Here is an 18,827-nt window from a genome sequence, read left to right on the forward strand (position 1 = left end):
TCGTGTAAAAATGACCCACAACTCACAGCAAATTTTTAGTGCCTTTCCCACATTGAACTCACGGTTGTTATACGCATCACAAACAAGGATAATAGCGGCTCGTTTCGCTGCTTCTAATTTTAATGACTGAATATTTATTGTTATTAATCAGTACCGTACTGGTTAACAATTTTGTGCTAGTTAAGTTCTTGGGCTTATGCCCATTTATGGGTGTGTCTAGCAAAGTTGAAACTGCTATAGGCATGGCATTAGCAACGACCTTTGTTCTTACACTAGCATCTATGTGTTCCTATCTTGTTGAGCAATATATCTTATTGCCACTAGATATTGTGTACCTGCGTACCATGAGTTTTATTCTAGTGATTGCCGTAGTAGTACAATTTACCGAGATGTTTGTGCAAAAAGCCAGCCCTGCACTACACCGTGTATTAGGCATTTACCTACCGCTTATCACCTCTAACTGTGCAGTATTAGGGGTGGCGCTACTAAACATTAATGAGCAGCATGATCTATTTGAATCAATTATCTATGGTTTTGGTGCAGCAGCGGGTTTCTCACTAGTGTTAATTTTGTTCTCAGCAATGCGTGAACGTCTAGTGGTAGCGGATATCCCACTGCCATTTAAGGGCGCAGCGATCGCCATGATCACAGCGGGGCTAATGTCTTTAGCCTTTGTCGGTTTTACTGGATTAATTAAGTAGTATGTTTAGATGTTAGAAGCACTTATTGCCATCACCCTCCTAGCCTTGGTATTTGGCGGAATACTGGGTTATGCCGCTATTAAATATAAAGTTGAAGGCAACCCAATTGCCGATCAAGTGGAAGCACTACTACCTCAAACACAGTGCGGACAATGTGGACATCCTGGCTGTCGCCCTTATGCGGAAGCCATCGCCAACGGCGAAGCCATAAACAAGTGCCCACCGGGTGGTGAAGAGACAGTAGTAAAGCTTGCTGAGTTACTTGGGGTTGAAGCGATCCCTCTTGATGAGTCAGCCGTAAAAGAAGATGACCGAAAGAAAGTGGCCTATATCGTAGAAGATGCGTGTATCGGTTGTACTAAATGCATTCAAGCTTGTCCTGTGGATGCCATTATGGGTGCAAATAAACATATGCATACCGTTATTACTAAAGAGTGTACCGGATGCGAGCTTTGTGTGGCCCCCTGCCCAACTGATTGTATTGAAATGCGCCCGATACCAACTACCACTAAAAACTGGGATTGGAAATTGAATCAAATTGATGTCGCAATCATCGAGGAACAAAAATAGATGGTGGCGTGGTTAGACAAAATTAAACAAGGTTTCATCTGGAATTATCAAGGTGGGGTTCACCCAGAAACCAATAAGCAGGATATCAACTGTGGTAAGCCTGAAAAAATTGACTTGCCTAACGAGTTAAGCATACCTGTGCAACAGCATATTGGCAGCGCGGGCAAACTACTCGTAAAAGTAGGTGATAAAGTATTACGCGGACAAGCCTTAACCGAATCTCAGTTCTTTCAAGCGCCTCCCGTTCATGCTTCCCTTTCCGGTGAAATCATCGCGATTGAACCAAGAGTTTCTGCGCATGCTTCAGCCATTCCTGAATTAAGTGTCGTTATTCGCGTAGACAAAGAGCAACAAGACGCGCAGTGGCCTCAGCCCTTATCCGATGAAGAATTAAACCCTGAAACGATTTGCCAACGCGTTCATTTATCCGGGATATCCGGTATGGGGGGCGCTGGCTTCCCTACTGCTTTAAAGATCACCCCGCATAAGCCTTTAGACGTGCTGATTATAAACGGCGCCGAATGCGAGCCCTATATTTCAGCTGACGATTGCTTAATGCAGAACTATGCCGCTGAGATTATCGGTGGTGTGGCCTTACTGCAAAAAGTACTCAAGCCAGCGCTTACCATAGTTGCCGTCGAAGATGACAAACCTAAAGCCATTAAAGCGTTAGAAGCAGTTAGTAATCAAGATATCATCGTTCGAAGCATTCCTACCAAATACCCCTCTGGCGGGGAGAAGCAACTTATCCAAGTGCTTACTGGTAAGGAAGTTAAGGCCAACCAGCTCCCAATAGACTTAGGCATGCTGGTACAAAATGTAGGCACTGCTTACGCCGTGCATCAAGCTGTCACTGTTGGCGAGCCGCTAATTTCTAGAATTGTAACCCTTGCCGGTGATTTAGTTACTAGTCCGAGCAATTACTGGGTACCGATTGGCACAGCAGTAAGCGATGTGATCAACAAGAAGCTACAGGGTGAGCCTAACACGCCAACCATTATGGGCGGTTCGATGATGGGCTTCATGCTCCCTAGCAACCAAGCACCAGTGGTAAAAACTACTAACTGTCTGATCGTTAACAACCCTATGGCTGCTGAAAATGAATCACCGTGTATACGTTGCGGTGAATGTGCTCAAGCCTGCCCAATGGGTTTACTACCTCAGCAGCTATATTGGTATGCTAAAGGGGACGAACTAAATAAAGCGCGAGATTTCAATATAATGGATTGTATTGAATGTGGAGCCTGCGCCTTTGTTTGTCCAAGCGAAATCTCTTTGGTGCAACACTACCGAACTGCAAAAGCCAAAATACGCAGCGAAGATATTGCACAAAAAGAAGCCGATATAGCCAAACAACGCTTCGATGCTCGCCAAGCTCGTTTAGAAAAAGACAAATTAGAACGTAAAGCGAAACACCAACAAGCCGCTTTACGTAGACAAGCGCAAGCAGAAGACAGCGCTAAGCAAAATAAACCTGACCCTGTCGCAGCGGCCTTAGCAAGAGTCAAAAACAAACAAGCCGCCATTCCAGCAGCAAAACAAGATGAAACTGGTGAATGGATACCAGATAACCAAGCGGCCATAGCCGCTAGAGAAGCTCGCAAAGCTGAGCGAAGAGCTCAAAAAGAAGCCAACGAGAATAAAGCCAACGCTAACCCGGCAGTAGCAGCGGCTATCGCACGCGTTAAAGCCAAGAAACAACAAAATAAAGATAACGAAACTACCGCTGAAGACAACACAGTTGAATCAAGTAATCCAGCTGTGGCTGCTGCCGTTGCTAGAGCTAAAGCGAAAAAAGCACAAGCTCAGCAACAATCGCAGCCAACAACAGCCACTAATCCGGCCGTAGCCGCCGCTGTCGCACGGGCTAAAGCAAAAAAACTAGCTAGCCAAGAGGTAAGTGCGGATCAAGCCGACGACAATCTAGATAAGGCTGCGGCTAAATCTTCGGCAAACTCTGCTGTTGCCGCAGCAATAGCCAGAGCTAAAGCAAAAAAAGCCGCGCTAGCAGCAGCCGGCGATTCTGTTGATGCTGGCAAGATAAATAATCAGGATAACGAAGCTGTTGAGGTCCCTCTCGCTACCGAGCAATCGCTTCAACAAAATACTCAAGATAGTACTACTAGCAACAACAACGCTAAAGCTAAGGCTGTCGCTGCAGCGGTTGCAAGAGCTAAGGCCAATAAAAAAGCTGAGGCCGTAACTGAAGCTCCCGCAACCCCAGAAAAGCCAGCCAAAAAAGTTAACCCTGCAGTCGCCGCAGCAGTTGCTCGCGCTAAAGCTAAAAAACTAGCAGAGCAACAGCGCGAAGAGAAAGATACCAATGAATAGCACTAACATAAAAAGTTCACCTTTCGTTAGAAAGCCCTTAAAAACAAAAACTTTGATGTTTTGGGTGATTCTTTGTCTTTTGCCAGGTTTATTGGTTCAAAGCTTTCATTTTGGAATAGGCACCATAACCCAAGTATTACTGGCATCTATGGTAGCGGTGCTAAGTGAAACCTTGGTGCTTATATTACGTAAGCGACCGGTTTGGCCGACCTTAAGTGATAACAGCGCGCTAGTTACCGGCATTTTGATTGGTTTGGCACTTCCAGCCTATGCGCCCTGGTGGATAGCGCTTATTGGCAGTTGCTTTGCGATTGTTGTCGTTAAGCATTTATATGGCGGTCTAGGGCATAATATTTTTAACCCTGCTATGGCTGCCTACGTGCTTTTATTAGTTTCTTTTCCGGTAACCATGACAAGCTGGATGCCTCCACAAAGTCTGTTAGTTGAAAGCTTATCTAGCATCGACGGCTTATCGCTCATATTTAATGGGTTTACCTTAGACGGCTTTAGCATTAAACAAATTGCCAGCATCGATGGCCATACCATTGCCACACCGCTTGATGAGATGAAAACTCAACTTACTTTAGGTTTCACATCCAATGAAATATCAAGCCATGAGATTTATAGTAGTTTTGCAGGAATTGGCTGGCAATGGATTAATTTAACCTATTTAGCAGGAGGTCTTGCGCTTATCTACTTAAAGGTGATTCGCTGGCATATTCCCTTGGCTTTTTTGACCACCCTATTTGTGTTGAGTCTCCTTTCTGCAGCCATCAACCCTGATCATTCAATTCCAGTGCTGCTGCAACTATTCTCCGGCGCAACCATGATTGGGGCATTTTTCATATTGACCGACCCGGTAAGCGCAGCAACGAGTAACCTAGGTAGGATTATTTACGCAAGCTTGGTTGCGTTATTGGTATTTGTTATTCGAAATTATGGCGGCTATCCAGACGCAATCGCCTTTGCTGTATTACTCGCTAATATGGCAGTGCCAATGATAGATCACTTCACCAAGCCCCGAGTATATGGTTACGGCGAGGGAAATAGTAATGACAACTAAGCGCCAATCAATGACTAAAAATGCGGGGATGTTGGCCTTATTCGCCTTTGCTTGCACCTTATTAGTGGTCATCGTTAATTACTTTACAGAGCCAAGAATCGAGCAACAGGTTAAAGCACAACTGATTAGGTCAACCAATGAAGTCTTATCTGAAGAGTTAGCCAAGAGTGCTTACCAACAACGATGCATAGTAGTTAACGAGCCACAGTTTTTAGGCAACGATAAAGACCAAACCATCCGGCTTATTGAATTAAATCAACAAACAGCAGCTTACGTTTATCAAACCATTGCACCAGATGGTTACAGCGGAGAAATTCGCCTGCTAGTAGGTTTAAATGCAGACTCAACTATTAGCGGTGTGCGTGTTGTACAGCATAACGAAACACCAGGCTTAGGTGATAAAGTTGAAACCAGAAAATCAGATTGGATTTACCAGTTTAATGGTCAACGTTTAATGGACGACAAAGATCCGCGGTGGGCTGTAAAAAAAGACGGTGGCCAGTTTGACGCCTTTACTGGCGCTACAATAACGCCACGTGCAGTCATTAAAGCGGTGAAAAACGTGTTGATTTATCACGCCACAAATCAGCAAAGCATTGATGACAATGCAACTGATTGTTAAAGGAGTTATTTGATGAGCGAATATAAACAATTAGCTTGGCAAGGCCTTTGGAAAAACAATCCTGGTTTAGTTCAATTACTCGGTCTGTGCCCTCTTCTTGCGGTTACTTCAACGGTGACCAATGCACTTGGCCTGGGTGTTGCCACCATGCTGGTACTGATAGCCTCAAACACAACGGTATCACTGATTCGTAAATGGGTAGCTAAAGAGATCCGCATTCCAGTATTTGTTATGGTTATTGCATCCTTTGTTACCTGCATACAACTGTTAATGAATGCCTATACCTACGGCTTGTACCAAAACCTTGGGATATTCATTCCTCTTATTGTTACCAACTGTATCATTATTGGCAGAGCCGAAGCATTTGCCGCACGAAACAGTGTAAAACCAGCTGCATTTGACGGGTTAATGATGGGGCTTGGATTTGGATTAGTTTTAGTCGCCGTTGGTGCTATTCGCGAATTACTGGGCAATGGTAGTTTGTTTTATGGTATTGAATTACTACTGGGCGAATGGTCATCCTTCCTATATGTTCAAATCGTAGATTTTAACGAACACTTTTTGGTTGCGATACTTCCGCCGGGTGCATTTTTGGTGATGGGTTTTATCATCGCTTTAAAAAATGTCATAGATAACCGCGCTAAAACCAAACAAGCTGAGTCAGAAACCCTTTCAAACAATACTCAAAGCGCATGAATAAACAGAAAAGATTAGAAATCCTAACTCGACTTAGAGATAACAACCCACATCCAACTACAGAGCTAAACTTCTCTAGCCCATTCGAGCTGCTTGCAGCTGTATTGTTATCTGCTCAGGCCACCGACGTATCGGTGAACAAAGCTACCGACAAGCTTTACCCAGTGGCTAATACCCCCCAAACTATTTTTGACTTAGGGGTAGAACAGCTTAAAACTTACATAAAAACGATTGGCTTGTTCAATTCAAAAGCTGAGAACTTAATTAAAACCTGCAAAATTCTAATTGAACAACATGGTGGCGAAGTTCCAGAAAGCCGCGAAGCCTTAGAAGCACTACCGGGTGTGGGCAGAAAAACAGCCAACGTAGTGCTAAATACTGCCTTTGGATGGCCAACTATTGCGGTTGATACTCATATATTTCGGGTTTCTAACCGCACCAAATTCGCCATGGGCAAAAATGTTGATTTGGTCGAAGAGAAATTGCTAAAGGTAGTACCAAAGGAATTTAAGGTAGATGTGCACCACTGGCTTATTTTACATGGACGATACACCTGCGTAGCACGAAAGCCGCGTTGCGGCTCGTGTATTATTGAAGACTTGTGTGAGTTTAAAGAAAAAGTGGAACTTTAAACGCTACTTTTTCTTTACAACAAGTCTTTCCCCAGAGAAATTACAACGCGTCGGTTTCGTTCGCGGCCCATGGTATTGTCGTTACGTGCGACATGCTTGCGTTCACCATGCCCAGATACTTCAATTACGCTTTCGTCTAAACCACCAGATTTGAAGTAATCTTTTACCATATTGGCACGTTTTTCCGATAATTCTTGGTTAATCCACTTACCGCCATAGCTGTCGGTGTAGGCATCAACCAACACTACATCTATTTCAGGGTCATGTTTCACATAATCACCAATTAATTGCAAACGTTTCTTAGAACGTGGGGTTAGCTCATTACTGTTAGATTTATAAGTCAAAACCGTAAAGGCGATGTCGTCAAACGAGTATGGTAGTAGCCGCCCAACACATTTTAAAAAGTCGTTGTATTGGGTTTTAAAATTAATAGAAGAAATACCCACAGCAGTAGTATGATTGTTTGCATACCAATCATTAAAATAAAAAGTAGGTACATTGCCATCTTCAAGCTCACTCAGCATTTGCCAAGCGGGCTGGGCGTGTACATAGCCGTCAAATTGCTGATAAAAAGACAGTTCGCTAATCCGTTTTGAACTCGCGCCAGGTTTCCATTGAGGCGGAACACTTCTTAATGATACTTGGTGGGTTTCTGCAGAAATTTTATACATATCTAAGTAAAAATCTAAATTGACATTTTTAGATGCACGACTAATGAAACTCGCAACGCCAAAAGAAGGAATGAAATGATCCATTCTGCATTCAATCGGCGTTTTGTTAGACACAACCCACGTTGAGTCATCTAGCGATGCTGAATAATTGCGCACATTTGCTTGGGCAGACATAACGCTTAGTGCCAAAGGCAGCAATAAGTAATATTTCATTTACAGAAATCCTCTCTTCTTCATAAATTATCGGCATCCAAGCGATAATCTTTAAAGCAAATTAGCGATTCTTTGCAGCTTTTGTAATAATGCGCGCCTCAACTAATAGTTACCCACATTATGACCATTACAGAACTCACGACTGAATTGATGTCTAGCCGTTTTCGCGGCTATTATCCTGTTGTTATCGACATAGAAACAGCGGGCTTTAACGCTAAAACCGATGCTCTTTTAGAGATTGCAGCTTGCTTGCTGAGTTTTAACGAACAGGGCGAGCTATATGTATTAGAAACCATACAGTTTAACGTTGAACCTTTTGAAGGAGCCAACCTGGAGCAGGCTGCTTTAGAATTTACAGGCATAGATCCAAGCAATCCCCTGCGTGGGGCAGTAAGTGAGGATGTTGCGCTTAAAGAGATGTTTAAGCCAATACGCAAAGCCTTGAAAGCACATGGCTGTAACCGTGCAGTAATGGTGGCACATAATGCAGCCTTTGATATGAGCTTTTTTAATGCCGCAGTAGAACGCTGTAATATCAAACGTAACCCCTTTCACCCTTTTGTTAGCTTCGACACTACCAGTATTAGCGCCTTAGCCTTGGGCCAAACCGTGTTAGCGAAAGCCTGTAAAGAGGCCGGGTTAGAATTTAGCAACGAAGATGCTCACTCTGCACTCTATGACGCGCAAAAAACAGCAGAGTTATTTTGTTTAATTGTAAACAAGTGGAAAACCTTAGGTGGATGGCCACTTGCTCAAAAAGACACTGATGAGAAAAGTTAAATGATGATTTCTAACCCTGTTGTATTGTCAGTGTGTTTAATGCTGCTGTTAAGTTTACTTCGAGTAAACGTGGTATTAGCTTTATCTATTAGTAGTATTGTTGGTGGCTTATTATCGAACTTAAGTTTGGCAGAGACCATTTCCGCCTTTGAAACCGGTTTAGGGGATGGTGCCAACATCGCCCTAAGTTATGCGCTGCTAGGAGCTTTTGCAGTGGCAATTGCTAGAAGCGGTTTAACAGATATGATTGCTAATAAAATTATACGGTTGGTCAATTTGCATAAAGCGCAGCACCTTTCGTTAGTTAAGTGGATGATGCTTAGCGCCATCATATTAATGGCAGTGAGTTCACAAAATTTAGTACCAGTGCACATTGCCTTTATTCCAATCTTAATTCCGCCTTTGCTCGCAGTATTTGATCAGCTAAATATGGATAGGCGAATCATTGCTTGCTGTATTACTTTTGGTTTAGTAACTACCTATATGTGGCTTCCTTATGGCTTTGGCAGCATATTTTTAAATCAGCTACTGCACGCCAATATTTCATCTGCGGGCTTACTAATTGAGAAAAGCCAATTGCCGGTGGCAATGACGATTCCTGCTCTAGGGATGATCCTAGGTTTACTTACTGCTATCTTTGTGTCGTATAGAAAACCAAGAACTTACAAAACAGTAACCAATACCAAAGAGTCCTCCCTCTGTGTAGTAGCGCCTAGTGCTATTAGAGTATGGGTAAATGTAATTATCATATTCAGTGCGTTAGCGGTGAATGTTTATACTGAGTCGATTATTATGGGCGCCCTCACTGGATTTTTATTACTGACCACAGCGTCTGGTATAAAGCCTCAAAACAGTCAGGATCTGTTTATAGAAGGCGTTAAGCTAATGGCTTTAATTGGTTTCATTATGATTGCAGCAAACGGCTTTGCTGGCGTAATGAAAGCTACCGGCGGAGTTCCTGATTTAGTCAATAACGCACAAGCCATACTTGGTGATAACAAAGCCTTCGCTGCTGCTATGCTGTTACTTATGGGCTTGCTAATTACGATGGGGATTGGTTCGTCATTTTCTACCATCCCTATTATTGCTGCGATTTACGTCCCTTTAGCATTATCTCTTGGCTTCTCTGAACTAGCTACAGTTGCGTTAGTAGGAACTTCGGCAGCTTTAGGGGATGCGGGATCTCCGGCTTCAGATTCAACTCTTGGGCCTACGGCTGGCCTCAATAGTGATGGACAGCATGATCATATATGGGACACTGTGGTTCCTACTTTCTTACACTTCAACTTGCCACTATTGGTTTTTGGTTGGATTGCAGCTATTGTTCTATAGAGCTAACAAGCTGTTTTAATTACACATTGCACGTTTAACATCGGACTACGAATTGACTAAATCTGCCTTAAGCATTGAAAAACTAAAACCAAGTTTCTCGCTAGAAGACCTCAACCCCAACAACGATACTCAATGGGTTAACTTGTTGCCCGTCGCGAAATCTAGCTTTGACTATTTTACTCAAACAGAAAATAGCCAACAAATCATGGTATGCCAAGGCGCTAACTTTTTTGATCTTCATTCGGTCTTACAGGACTTTGCGAAAGACTACCAAGCAGAACGGCAAGCTTATGCACTTTTTTTCAATCCAAGTCAGCCCCAACGTCCACATTGTATTCAGCTTACCCCTCAAGCTTGTAGCGTCGTCGACCAAGCTATGCAGCAAATTGAAGACTTGTTGAACAAAGATTTTGGTTCAGAGCTCTTAGCTAAAGAATTTAGCGACGATTTGTCGTTTATAGAAGATTCTCAATCTACCTCTTTGTCAAAAATCTTTAAGGAATTGTTGGACGCTTTAGTGCCTGAGCGTCTTTTCACAATTATCAAACAACTATTTGAATATCTGGTTGAATTACCATCTTTTTCGACAATCGCCAATTTCTATCTAGCTTGGTATAGCGATGAGAGACTTACTTACTGTCACGAGTTCACAAGGACGGAACTATTCGGCCAATACCTCACTCAAACACAGACAAGCTGTAGCGAACTACCGCAAATAAACCTAGGTAAGCTTCAACATTGCACCGCTGGCCTTATAGTCATTAATGCAGAAGATATTCTCGCGGAAACTAAGCTTTGGTTTGAACTAAAAGCATGTTTGACTACCTCTACTTTTTCTTGGGATAAGCTACACTTCAGTAAATTAGTTTGTCAGCCTCAAGATATTGTTATTAATCCCAAATTGCTGGTTATTGGCAATGCCAATGCAATAGCAGAGTTGTACGAGCTAGACCCTAACATAAAGGGCTTAGGTCTTTTAGAGACAGAATTGCCACTTGAGGTGGTTGCCAATGCAAGCAATATTAATTTGTACCTAAGCCAAATTAATGCAGAATTATGTAAACTGGGATTATCTAGTTTGGCGCCAAGTTTATACGAAAGTGTGTTGAGCTATGCGGCAAAACTATGTGAACATCAACAGTATTTGAGTTTGGATATAAAAGCACTCATTGCGCCACTTCAACTACTAGAACTCAACAAACTTGATACTAACAACCAAGGCTTTAATCAAGCTCTTAGTTTGCTAGCTAATAACATTAACCACCAACAACAATTTAGCGATCTATCTTATCGAGACAAACAAACTAAGATTTGTTTAAGCGGTGAGGAGGTTGGTCAAATAAATGGTTTATCAGTTATAGATTTTGCGGGTTTGGGATTATCTTTTGGCGAACCAATCCGCATCACTGCCAATGTATTTCAAGGTGATGGTGACTTTAACGACATAGAGCGAAAAGCCGAGCTGGCCGGAAATGTTCATGCAAAATCGATGATGATTATTCATGGTTTTTTGAATCAGTTGTTTGCTACTGATCATCACTTCCCCTATTCCGGGAACATTGTGTTTGAACAGTCATATCATGAAATAGATGGCGATAGTGCTTCTCTAGCGTCTGCTTTAGTGCTACTTAGCGCTATCGCTAAACTCCCTATTCAACAAAGTATTGCGGTAACTGGAGCCTTAGATCAAAAAGGCAATGTGTTGGCTGTCGGAGGCATAAACGAAAAAATCGAAGGTTACTTGAGGGTTTCGCAAGTAGTGGATCATCAACAGGCTGTTGCTGTTGTCATTCCTCAGGCTAATTTGAACCAGCTAAATTTATCACCAGAAGTATTACGTGCAGTAGACAAAAATCTTCTCAATATTTACGCCGTTTCATCAATAGCCGAGGCAATACCGATTCTATTTAATTTGCCGGCTGGAGAATTACTTGATGAAGAAAGCGTTTACGGCAAAATCTACAAGCTAATTAATATTCCTAACGATGAGCCAAGCTTGATGCGTTGGTTTCTGAAAAAAATAACTGACATATTCAAACTGTAACGAATTTTTTGGACATCGGACTTGTTTAGCGCACACGTGTTCGCTAAAGTAGCGGCAAATTTTTTAAAGGTATAATTGATGACTCAGGTTTCGCAAAAAGAACTAGGTAAAACTAGCTATGAACGCCAAGAATTGCTTGATTGCAGCCAAGGCCTTTTATTTGGTGAAGGAAACAGCAAGTTACCCGCACCAAACATGCTAATGATGGATCGTATTCTAAAAATTACCCACGAAGGTGGTGAGTTCGGCAACGGCGAAATTGTCGCTGAGTTAGATATTACACCTGATTTATGGTTTTTTGATTGTCACTTCCCTGGAGACCCTGTGATGCCAGGTTGCTTAGGCTTAGATGCAATGTGGCAACTAGTAGGTTTTTTCTTAGGATGGAGTGGTGGTCCGGGTAAAGGACGTGCGTTAGGTGTTGGTGAAGTAAAATTTACAGGCCAAGTGTTACCTACAGCCAAAAAGGTTACTTACCGCATTCAAATGAAGCGTGTAATTATGCGTAAGTTGGTTATGGGTATTGCAGACGGCGTTGTAGAAGTTGATGGACGTCAGATCTACTCAGCGAACGATTTGAAAGTAGGGTTGTTTACTGATACTTCGTCCTTCTAAGTTAGAGTAATGAGTACATTAAAAAGCCCTAATTATAGGGCTTTTTTTATCTAGTTATTGTCTAATCCTGAAACGCGTTCTTCAACAGCCTCACGCCACCCACCGTACCAATGACCTCTTGCGTCTGCTCCACCATACGGACAGGTCTCTTTAGACCTTCCTGATAACCCTGCTTGATAACCTTTGGCATGCGCTCTTTCTAAACGATCGCGTTTTTGTCTTTTCATAGACTTCTTCCTCATCAAGATCAGAAAACAAATCAGGAGCCCACTTGGACTCCTGATCTACTATCGCTTATCGTTTTTAAAAGATCAAAAACTAAATTTTTAAGTATTCGCTAACTAATTGATATTTTTGTTGTACTAACAAGACAATTTATCTTTTTATGAAACGCCTCACAAAAACAACAGGTAAGAGCAGTAAGCCTAACCATAAACTAGATGCACCTTTGCGCTCATACTTCACTTCTTCAATTTGAGGGCATGTTGCTAAATCATCTATATCGGTGACAGCCGGGTTTCGAACCAGTTTTAGCAATACCGCTCTTGGATTGACGCCATTTACAAAATCTTCAGCGCTTTGGTAGTGATAGCCATTGGCGAATATATCCCCTTCATTATTTATATGAGTTGCAAACTCAATTCGATAGAGCGGGATCTGTGGTATGCCATCTTGTTCGTAGCAGGTCAACTGATTTAGTGACCACGTGTAGCTAGGGTTACCTGCTAAATATCGGTTGTAATCTAATAAAAAGCCACTTTGTCGACGACTTGTTCCATTATAAGAGGGTTGTTCTTCCCCTAACCCATCTCTCCAGCCAACAATTAAACCATTATCATTTATATCGCTAAATTCGCTATTCGCTCCACTAAAGGGGTTGTTACGTAATGGCCAAGTTACCTTTTGATAATTTTCAGAGTTTTCATCGCCATCATAAACAAACGCTTCTACCGGACGGTTGCGTGACTTTACTTCAACGTATCGTAAGTTACCAACAACAAGGTTATTACTATTAACTTGATTTGCCCATGTATGTGATACCGAATCTTCAAACTTGTCGTTATCTCCATCAATCTGAATATTCGGAATAAGGTTTAACTGATAAGTACCGTCGCCATTATCGGTATAAACTGCAGCTCGTCCACGAGATCCATTAGTACTGTCGTATACGTCATCAGAGGAGATACCTACTAATAGATCATTGTTTGCCCCCTTTATTAAATTGAAGTTGGGTGCATTTCCGTACCGAGAACGAGCATAACCTTCTACTAGCTGTTCACCTATAACCTGTTCACCATCCACTGCATCAGTTATATCCCAAACCCAGGCTTGTGTATGAAAACCAGAACAACGGTAATAGTTTTCTTGGTTACCAGTTTGACACTCTCCAAAGCTGTCTACATTTGAATAATCAACACTACTTAATCCAACAACAAGTGTTCGCCCTTCTTTTTCAATCACTTTCAACCCAGAAGATAAGCCTCCACGGTCGTCGGCTAAGTCGCCACTGCTGCTAAAGGCTGTTGGTAAAAGCGTTATTTTGGCTTGGTCGGTTAACCTAAGAGCAAATCCTCGCTGGATAAATTCTCTTGTATAACCACTACCGTTTGGATTGGAAAAGGGTGCAGAATCATAGCCTACAGCCCACCCTAATTCGCCATTTAGGTCATTTATTCGAGTATCAGTGGTATAGGAACTATTTGAAATATCGTCAAAAATATAAATTTTTTCGTCAATCGTATCCCAAGTAGGTAATGGTGGGATGTTTTTCCCATCAGTATGCACCCCACTTATATTGCGGTTTGCTAAGAATGACAATACATTTGATTTATACAACACATTGTTTTGTTCTCGTAAGCGATAGCGATAAGTATCATAAAAACTATCTTCGCCATAAAACAGTAAATCACACACTTCGCTAGCGTACTGGCAACCATAATCGAAAGTGGTTCTATCAGAAAAGTCGTAGAAACGAAAAGGTGTTCTGAAAGTTAATGCGTTACCTGCTACATACTCACCGTCGTTACTAACAGCCGTAACAACAATATCGCTATTTGCTTCTGCTAAACCATTTGCAGCTTCTAATGGGATCTCTTCGATCAAGTAATAGGATTCGGTTTGTGCTGCTTGAACAAAAGTAGCAGACAACAATAAAGGCGCGAATGCCATACCTAACGAACGACAAATTATAGACTTCTTCATGAATTTTTTAATTCTTCCAATTCTTCCCAACGCGTAAACAGATCTTCTAAATCTTGTTCAGCATTAGCTAAACGACTTAATGTACTCTGAACCAAATCTTGTTCTAAATTAAAGAACTCTGGCTCGTTTACTTTACTTTGTAATTCTTCAACTTGAGCCTCGGCAGCTTCTAATTTTTCTGGTAGCTGGTCAAGTTCGAGTTTAAATTTATATGACAACTTCTTAGATTGTTTTGGAATTCGCGAAGCAGAGTCGGTTTTCTCTACAGCTTTAGCTACAGGTGCTTTCTGTTGATTTTCGATGTAAGCAGCTACTTCTGAGTATCCACCTACATAACTATCTACATTACTGTTTCCATCAAAGAACCAAACGTGACTTGCTGTATTGTCGATAAAGCTTCTGTCATGGCTAACCAATAACACGGTTCCTGGGTATTGGCTTACCAACTCTTCTAGTAACTCCAGCGTTTCGACATCCAAATCGTTGGTTGGTTCATCTAATACCAACAAATTTGCAGGTTTCAAGAATAGCTTTGCCAACATTAGTCGATTTTTTTCGCCACCAGAAAGCGCTTTAACCGGAGTAAATGCGCGTTTAGGGTGAAATAAAAAGTCTTGTAAGTAACCCATTACATGGCGTTTATTACCATTAATTTCTATTTCTTGCTTGCCGCCGGCTAAGTTATCCAATAGGGTTTTATCAGGATCTAGCTCTTGGCGATATTGGTCGAAATAAGCAACATTGAGGTTAGTCCCAACTTTTAGCTTGCCTGAGCTTGGAGTTAACTGCTCAAGTAACAACTTAATAAGGGTTGATTTACCACAGCCATTGCCGCCCACTAAGGCTATCTTGTCTCCTCGCATTACCAACAAATCAAGCGGGGAAATAATAGGATAAGCATCATCCGGATAACCGAAGCTTAATTGTTCGGCTTCAAATACAATTTTTCCTGAACGCAAACCATCGTCGATTTGCATATTGGTTGTACCTTGGCGATTAACCCGTTCGCTGCGTTCATTGCGCATAGCTTTAAGCGCTCGAACTCTCCCTTCATTACGGGTTCTACGCGCTTTAATACCTTGACGAATCCAAGCCTCTTCTTCTGCTAAGCGTTTATCAAACAGTGCATTCTGTTCTTCTTCAACACGTAGCCACTCTGCTTTACCTTCTAAATAAGCATCATAGTTTCCAGGCCACGAGGTCAGCACACCTCGGTCTATATCTATAATTCTGGTGGCGATTTTACGGATAAATGCCCTATCGTGGCTAATGAAAACAATAGTGCCTTTAAAATTAAGCAAAAATTCTTCTAGCCATTTGATGGTATTAATATCCAAATGGTTAGTAGGCTCATCAAGCAGTAAAATATCTGGATCACCAGCCAACGCTTTGGCTAACGCAACCTTTCTTAGCCATCCACCGGAAAGACCTTGCAAAGGAGCTTCCCCATCTAGCTTCATGGTGGTGAGTACTTGTTGAATTTCGTTATCAAATTTCCAGCCGTCTACAACATCTATCTCATGCTGTATTTGTTGCATACGTTTTAATTCACGTTCGCTGGAGTTTTCATTGATATTTGACGTTAAGTGGTGAAACTCGCTGAGCAGCTTACCGATATGCGGTTTGCCTTCAGCGACGTAATCAAAAATACGCTGCTCACTCGCCTCAGGTGGATCTTGCTGTAATCGAGTGATAACAACATTATTAACGAGTTGACGTTGGCCTGAGTCTAACTGAATAGCCCCTTCAATTACTTGCAACAAGGTGCTCTTGCCAGCACCATTACGGCCAACTAGACATACTCGTTCAGCTTTGTTTATTTGAACATTTGCTTTGTTTAACAGTGGCGTGTCGCCGTATGCTAAAAAAGCGTCTTGTAAGTTTACTAACACGCACAACTCTCTATAAATTGTTCTAACTGGCTTGCATCAAAAGGCCAGTTAATTCGTTGTTGACTGGGTTCGTGACACAACACAGGAATGCTATAACGGTATTGCTCAACTAAAGACTCATCTTCGATTATGTCTTGTTCTTTTAGCTCATTAATATTAGGATTAGCTAAAATTAAGGCACGAGCATCCTCGCAAAGATGGCAACCATCAGTACTATATAAAACCCAAGTCATACAACTATTCCTTGTGTATCATCCAACAATTATGAATTTGTTTATTACGTTCAAAATCAGGCGATAAAGACTGACTTGAAATGTTCTTAACTTTAAGCCCCAGCGTTGCTAAAGCTTCGATATCCATTTTGAACTGGCGTTTATTGTTTGAGAAAATCAACTGCCCACCCGGATTAAGCAAGCGCGAAACCGAGCTCAACAAATCAACGTGATCTTTTTGTATATCAAATACTTCATCCATCTTCTTTGAATTAGAAAAAGTAGGCGGATCAAGAAAAATCAAATCCCAACGTTGTGATATTTGGGTTTTTAGCCAAGCCATACAATCAGCACGAATAAACTCATGTTTGCTAATAGGAAGCTGGTTTAATCTAAAGTTATCTTTTGCCCAGTTTAAATAGGTATTAGACATATCGACAGTAGTTACTTTAGACGCTCCACCAAGTGCTGCATGAACTGAGGCTGACCCCGTGTAAGCGAAAAGGTTGAGAACCTTTTTATCTGCGCTATGTTGCTGAATGTAATGACGCATATTGCGGTGATCTAAAAACAAACCAGTATCTAAATAATCGGTAAGATTAACGTAAAACTGAGCGCCATATTCTTGAACAACAAAACGCTCTTTTTCGTCGCTATTACGTTCATATTGCTGGCGCCCTTTTTGTTGAGCACGTTGCTTAATTACTAACTTATCGTTGGCCACTAAGTCACTTTGTAAAAGCCCGGTTAGCAAATCCATTAAACGACGGCGCGCTTTTGCAGGTTCAATACTCTTTGGAGCTCGATACTCTTGTACAATCACATAGTCGTCGTAACAATCTACAGCCACATTGTATTCGGGTAAGTCTGCATCATATAAACGATAACAAGTAATGTTGTCTCGCTTGATCCATTTCTGCAGCTTTTTCTTGTTTTTTAACAAACGATTTACAAAGTCTTCCGCATATTTACGTTGAGTCTCCTGCCCACGTTCACCAATTTGGTAGATTTTTAGCACACAGTTAAGTGCACCATTTAAAAACTTATATTGCTTGTCACTACGCAAGCGCAGATAGTCGAGTAGTTCTGGAGCGGCGGTAAATAGCGACAAGCGCCAGCCTGGATAGTTTTCGCGTACGCTCGCACCAAAGGATAAGAATAGGCCGATAAGCTTAGTTAGTTCGCCCAAACGTTCACCATAAGGTGGATTGGACAAAATAAGTCCGGGCTCACTAGGCGCAGGTGGCAGATTTGCAGCATCATGAACATGTACTGAAATGATATCACTAAGCCCTGCGCGCTCAATGTTCGATTTAGCTAAGGTCACCATGCGACGATCAATATCGTAGCCGATAAGACGTTGTTTACAATTTGCTAAGCCATATTGGGCTCTAGCTTCGGCATCGTTTCGGATATCTTGCCAAGCAGAAGACGCAAAATTGCGTAAGCGCTCAAACCCAAATTGTCGGTTTAAACCTGGAGCGATGTCGGCGGCTTGCATAGCCGCTTCAATCAAAATTGTCCCGGAACCACACATTGGATCAATCAGATATTTTTCTTGCCAGTTACTGCGAATCGCCAAGGCCGCAGCAAGGTTTTCTCTAACTGGTGCTTCACCCTGTTCTAAACGATAACCACGTCTGTGAAGGGCTGCGCCAGATAAATCAATGGAAATGGCTAAATGTTTACCGGCTAAACGAACCACTATTCGCGCGTCTTCATCGGTTTTAGCCACATTGGGGCGAACTCCTTCCAGCTTGTTAAATTGATCAACAATGGCGTCTTTTACTTTAAGCGCACCAAACTGGCTATTGTCTATATAGTGGTTTGTTCCACTACAATGCACCGAGAATGTTTGGTCTACACTAAAGTACTTATTCCAACGTACTGAATAGGCAGCTTCATATAGCTCATCAACGTTTTCTGCTTGAGTCTCTACTAAGCGCAACAATATGCGAGAGGCAACACGTGACCACATACAAACCTTGTAGGCGGTTGGCCAGTCACAACTAAAGCTAACACCAGCTACTGTTTGTTTGCAATTTTCTGCACCCAGCGCGGTAATTTCATCTAAACATAAGCTTTCTAAACCTTTAGCGGTCGAAGCGAAAAAATCTGCCATTTCGATACTCTATTTATTTAACCCGTGGATTATACCTGTTTTGCTAAGGATCAGTAGTAAAAGCCTCATTCGGATAAATAATCGGCACTTGAATAATTAAAACAAATAATCTCTTGTATTATCACTACT

17 protein-coding genes are annotated in these 18,827 nt (G+C 41.9%); 11 read left to right on the forward strand and 6 right to left on the reverse strand.

Going from position 1 to position 18,827, the window contains the following annotated elements; all coding sequences use genetic code 11:
• Positions 1 to 122 precede the first annotated feature (122 nt).
• From rsxA to nth, 7 genes are read left to right on the forward strand one after another with little or no spacing between them, the layout of a single operon-like run.
• Positions 123 to 701, forward strand: coding sequence for an electron transport complex subunit RsxA (gene rsxA / locus K5L93_RS00145; protein WP_220717947.1), 579 nt, complete (start codon positions 123 to 125; stop codon positions 699 to 701).
• Positions 702 to 710: 9 nt separating this feature from the next.
• On the forward strand, positions 711 to 1,271 hold the full coding sequence (gene rsxB / locus K5L93_RS00150) for an electron transport complex subunit RsxB (protein ID WP_016401450.1): 561 nt from the start codon (positions 711 to 713) through the stop codon (positions 1,269 to 1,271).
• The gene (gene rsxC / locus K5L93_RS00155) at positions 1,272 to 3,602 is read left to right on the forward strand and encodes an electron transport complex subunit RsxC (RefSeq protein ID WP_220717948.1); all 2,331 of its coding nucleotides are present in this window, start codon (positions 1,272 to 1,274) and stop codon (positions 3,600 to 3,602) included.
• Positions 3,595 to 4,665: an electron transport complex subunit RsxD gene (gene rsxD / locus K5L93_RS00160; RefSeq protein ID WP_220717949.1), complete on the forward strand. Its 1,071-nt coding sequence runs from the start codon at positions 3,595 to 3,597 to the stop codon at positions 4,663 to 4,665. The genes rsxC and rsxD overlap by 8 nt, the downstream gene beginning before the upstream one ends.
• Positions 4,655 to 5,287 carry an electron transport complex subunit RsxG gene (rsxG, locus tag K5L93_RS00165; RefSeq protein WP_220717950.1) on the forward strand — a complete coding sequence of 211 codons (633 nt, stop codon included), beginning with the start codon at positions 4,655 to 4,657 and terminating at the stop codon, positions 5,285 to 5,287. The genes rsxD and rsxG overlap by 11 nt, the downstream gene beginning before the upstream one ends.
• A gap of 12 nt (positions 5,288 to 5,299) precedes the next feature.
• A complete protein-coding gene (locus K5L93_RS00170; protein ID WP_220717951.1) occupies positions 5,300 to 5,983 on the forward strand; it encodes an electron transport complex subunit E in 684 nt (227 codons plus the stop codon).
• The gene (nth, locus tag K5L93_RS00175) at positions 5,980 to 6,615 is read left to right on the forward strand and encodes an endonuclease III (RefSeq protein WP_220717952.1); all 636 of its coding nucleotides are present in this window, start codon (positions 5,980 to 5,982) and stop codon (positions 6,613 to 6,615) included. Before K5L93_RS00170 ends, nth begins: the two co-directional genes overlap by 4 nt.
• A 14-nt stretch (positions 6,616 to 6,629) precedes the next feature.
• Here the strand turns inward: nth and K5L93_RS00180 are convergent, their stop codons facing one another.
• Complete coding sequence (locus K5L93_RS00180) at positions 6,630 to 7,499, reverse strand: flagellar protein MotY (protein ID WP_220717953.1); 870 nt, start codon at positions 7,497 to 7,499, stop codon at positions 6,630 to 6,632.
• A gap of 120 nt (positions 7,500 to 7,619) precedes the next feature.
• Here K5L93_RS00180 and rnt point away from each other — a divergent pair, with 120 nt between their 5' ends.
• The 4 genes from rnt (at position 7,620) to fabA (ending at position 12,270) form a co-directional block, all read left to right on the forward strand.
• A complete protein-coding gene (rnt, locus tag K5L93_RS00185) occupies positions 7,620 to 8,279 on the forward strand; it encodes a ribonuclease T (RefSeq protein ID WP_220717954.1) in 660 nt (219 codons plus the stop codon).
• A 3-nt stretch (positions 8,280 to 8,282) separates the two neighbouring features.
• The gene (locus K5L93_RS00190; RefSeq protein WP_220721405.1) at positions 8,283 to 9,611 is read left to right on the forward strand and encodes a Na+/H+ antiporter family protein; all 1,329 of its coding nucleotides are present in this window, start codon (positions 8,283 to 8,285) and stop codon (positions 9,609 to 9,611) included.
• Between the two features lie 52 nt (positions 9,612 to 9,663).
• The gene (locus K5L93_RS00195; RefSeq protein WP_220717955.1) at positions 9,664 to 11,655 is read left to right on the forward strand and encodes an AAA family ATPase; all 1,992 of its coding nucleotides are present in this window, start codon (positions 9,664 to 9,666) and stop codon (positions 11,653 to 11,655) included.
• A 78-nt stretch (positions 11,656 to 11,733) separates the two neighbouring features.
• Positions 11,734 to 12,270, forward strand: a complete 537-nt coding sequence (gene fabA, locus K5L93_RS00200) for a bifunctional 3-hydroxydecanoyl-ACP dehydratase/trans-2-decenoyl-ACP isomerase (protein ID WP_220717956.1) — start codon at positions 11,734 to 11,736, stop codon at positions 12,268 to 12,270.
• A gap of 50 nt (positions 12,271 to 12,320) precedes the next feature.
• On the opposite strand, the gene rmf is transcribed toward fabA, so the two are convergent.
• The 5 genes from rmf to rlmKL all read right to left on the reverse strand — a co-directional run bounded on the left by rmf (position 12,321) and on the right by rlmKL (position 18,698).
• Positions 12,321 to 12,497: a ribosome modulation factor gene (rmf, locus tag K5L93_RS00205; protein WP_084681792.1), complete on the reverse strand. Its 177-nt coding sequence runs from the start codon at positions 12,495 to 12,497 to the stop codon at positions 12,321 to 12,323.
• A 148-nt stretch (positions 12,498 to 12,645) separates the two neighbouring features.
• Complete coding sequence (locus tag K5L93_RS00210; RefSeq protein WP_220717957.1) at positions 12,646 to 14,472, reverse strand: DUF3466 family protein; 1,827 nt, start codon at positions 14,470 to 14,472, stop codon at positions 12,646 to 12,648.
• Positions 14,469 to 16,364 carry an ATP-binding cassette ATPase Uup gene (gene uup / locus K5L93_RS00215; protein ID WP_220717958.1) on the reverse strand — a complete coding sequence of 632 codons (1,896 nt, stop codon included), beginning with the start codon at positions 16,362 to 16,364 and terminating at the stop codon, positions 14,469 to 14,471. The genes K5L93_RS00210 and uup overlap by 4 nt, the downstream gene beginning before the upstream one ends.
• Positions 16,358 to 16,597 carry a glutaredoxin family protein gene (locus tag K5L93_RS00220; protein WP_016401435.1) on the reverse strand — a complete coding sequence of 80 codons (240 nt, stop codon included), beginning with the start codon at positions 16,595 to 16,597 and terminating at the stop codon, positions 16,358 to 16,360. Before K5L93_RS00220 ends, uup begins: the two co-directional genes overlap by 7 nt.
• Positions 16,598 to 16,601: 4 nt before the next feature.
• Positions 16,602 to 18,698: a bifunctional 23S rRNA (guanine(2069)-N(7))-methyltransferase RlmK/23S rRNA (guanine(2445)-N(2))-methyltransferase RlmL gene (rlmKL, locus tag K5L93_RS00225; protein ID WP_220717959.1), complete on the reverse strand. Its 2,097-nt coding sequence runs from the start codon at positions 18,696 to 18,698 to the stop codon at positions 16,602 to 16,604.
• Positions 18,699 to 18,827: the final 129 nt, after the last annotated feature.

The organism is Agarivorans litoreus (assembly GCF_019649015.1).
GTDB classification, from domain to species: domain Bacteria; phylum Pseudomonadota; class Gammaproteobacteria; order Enterobacterales; family Celerinatantimonadaceae; genus Agarivorans; species Agarivorans litoreus.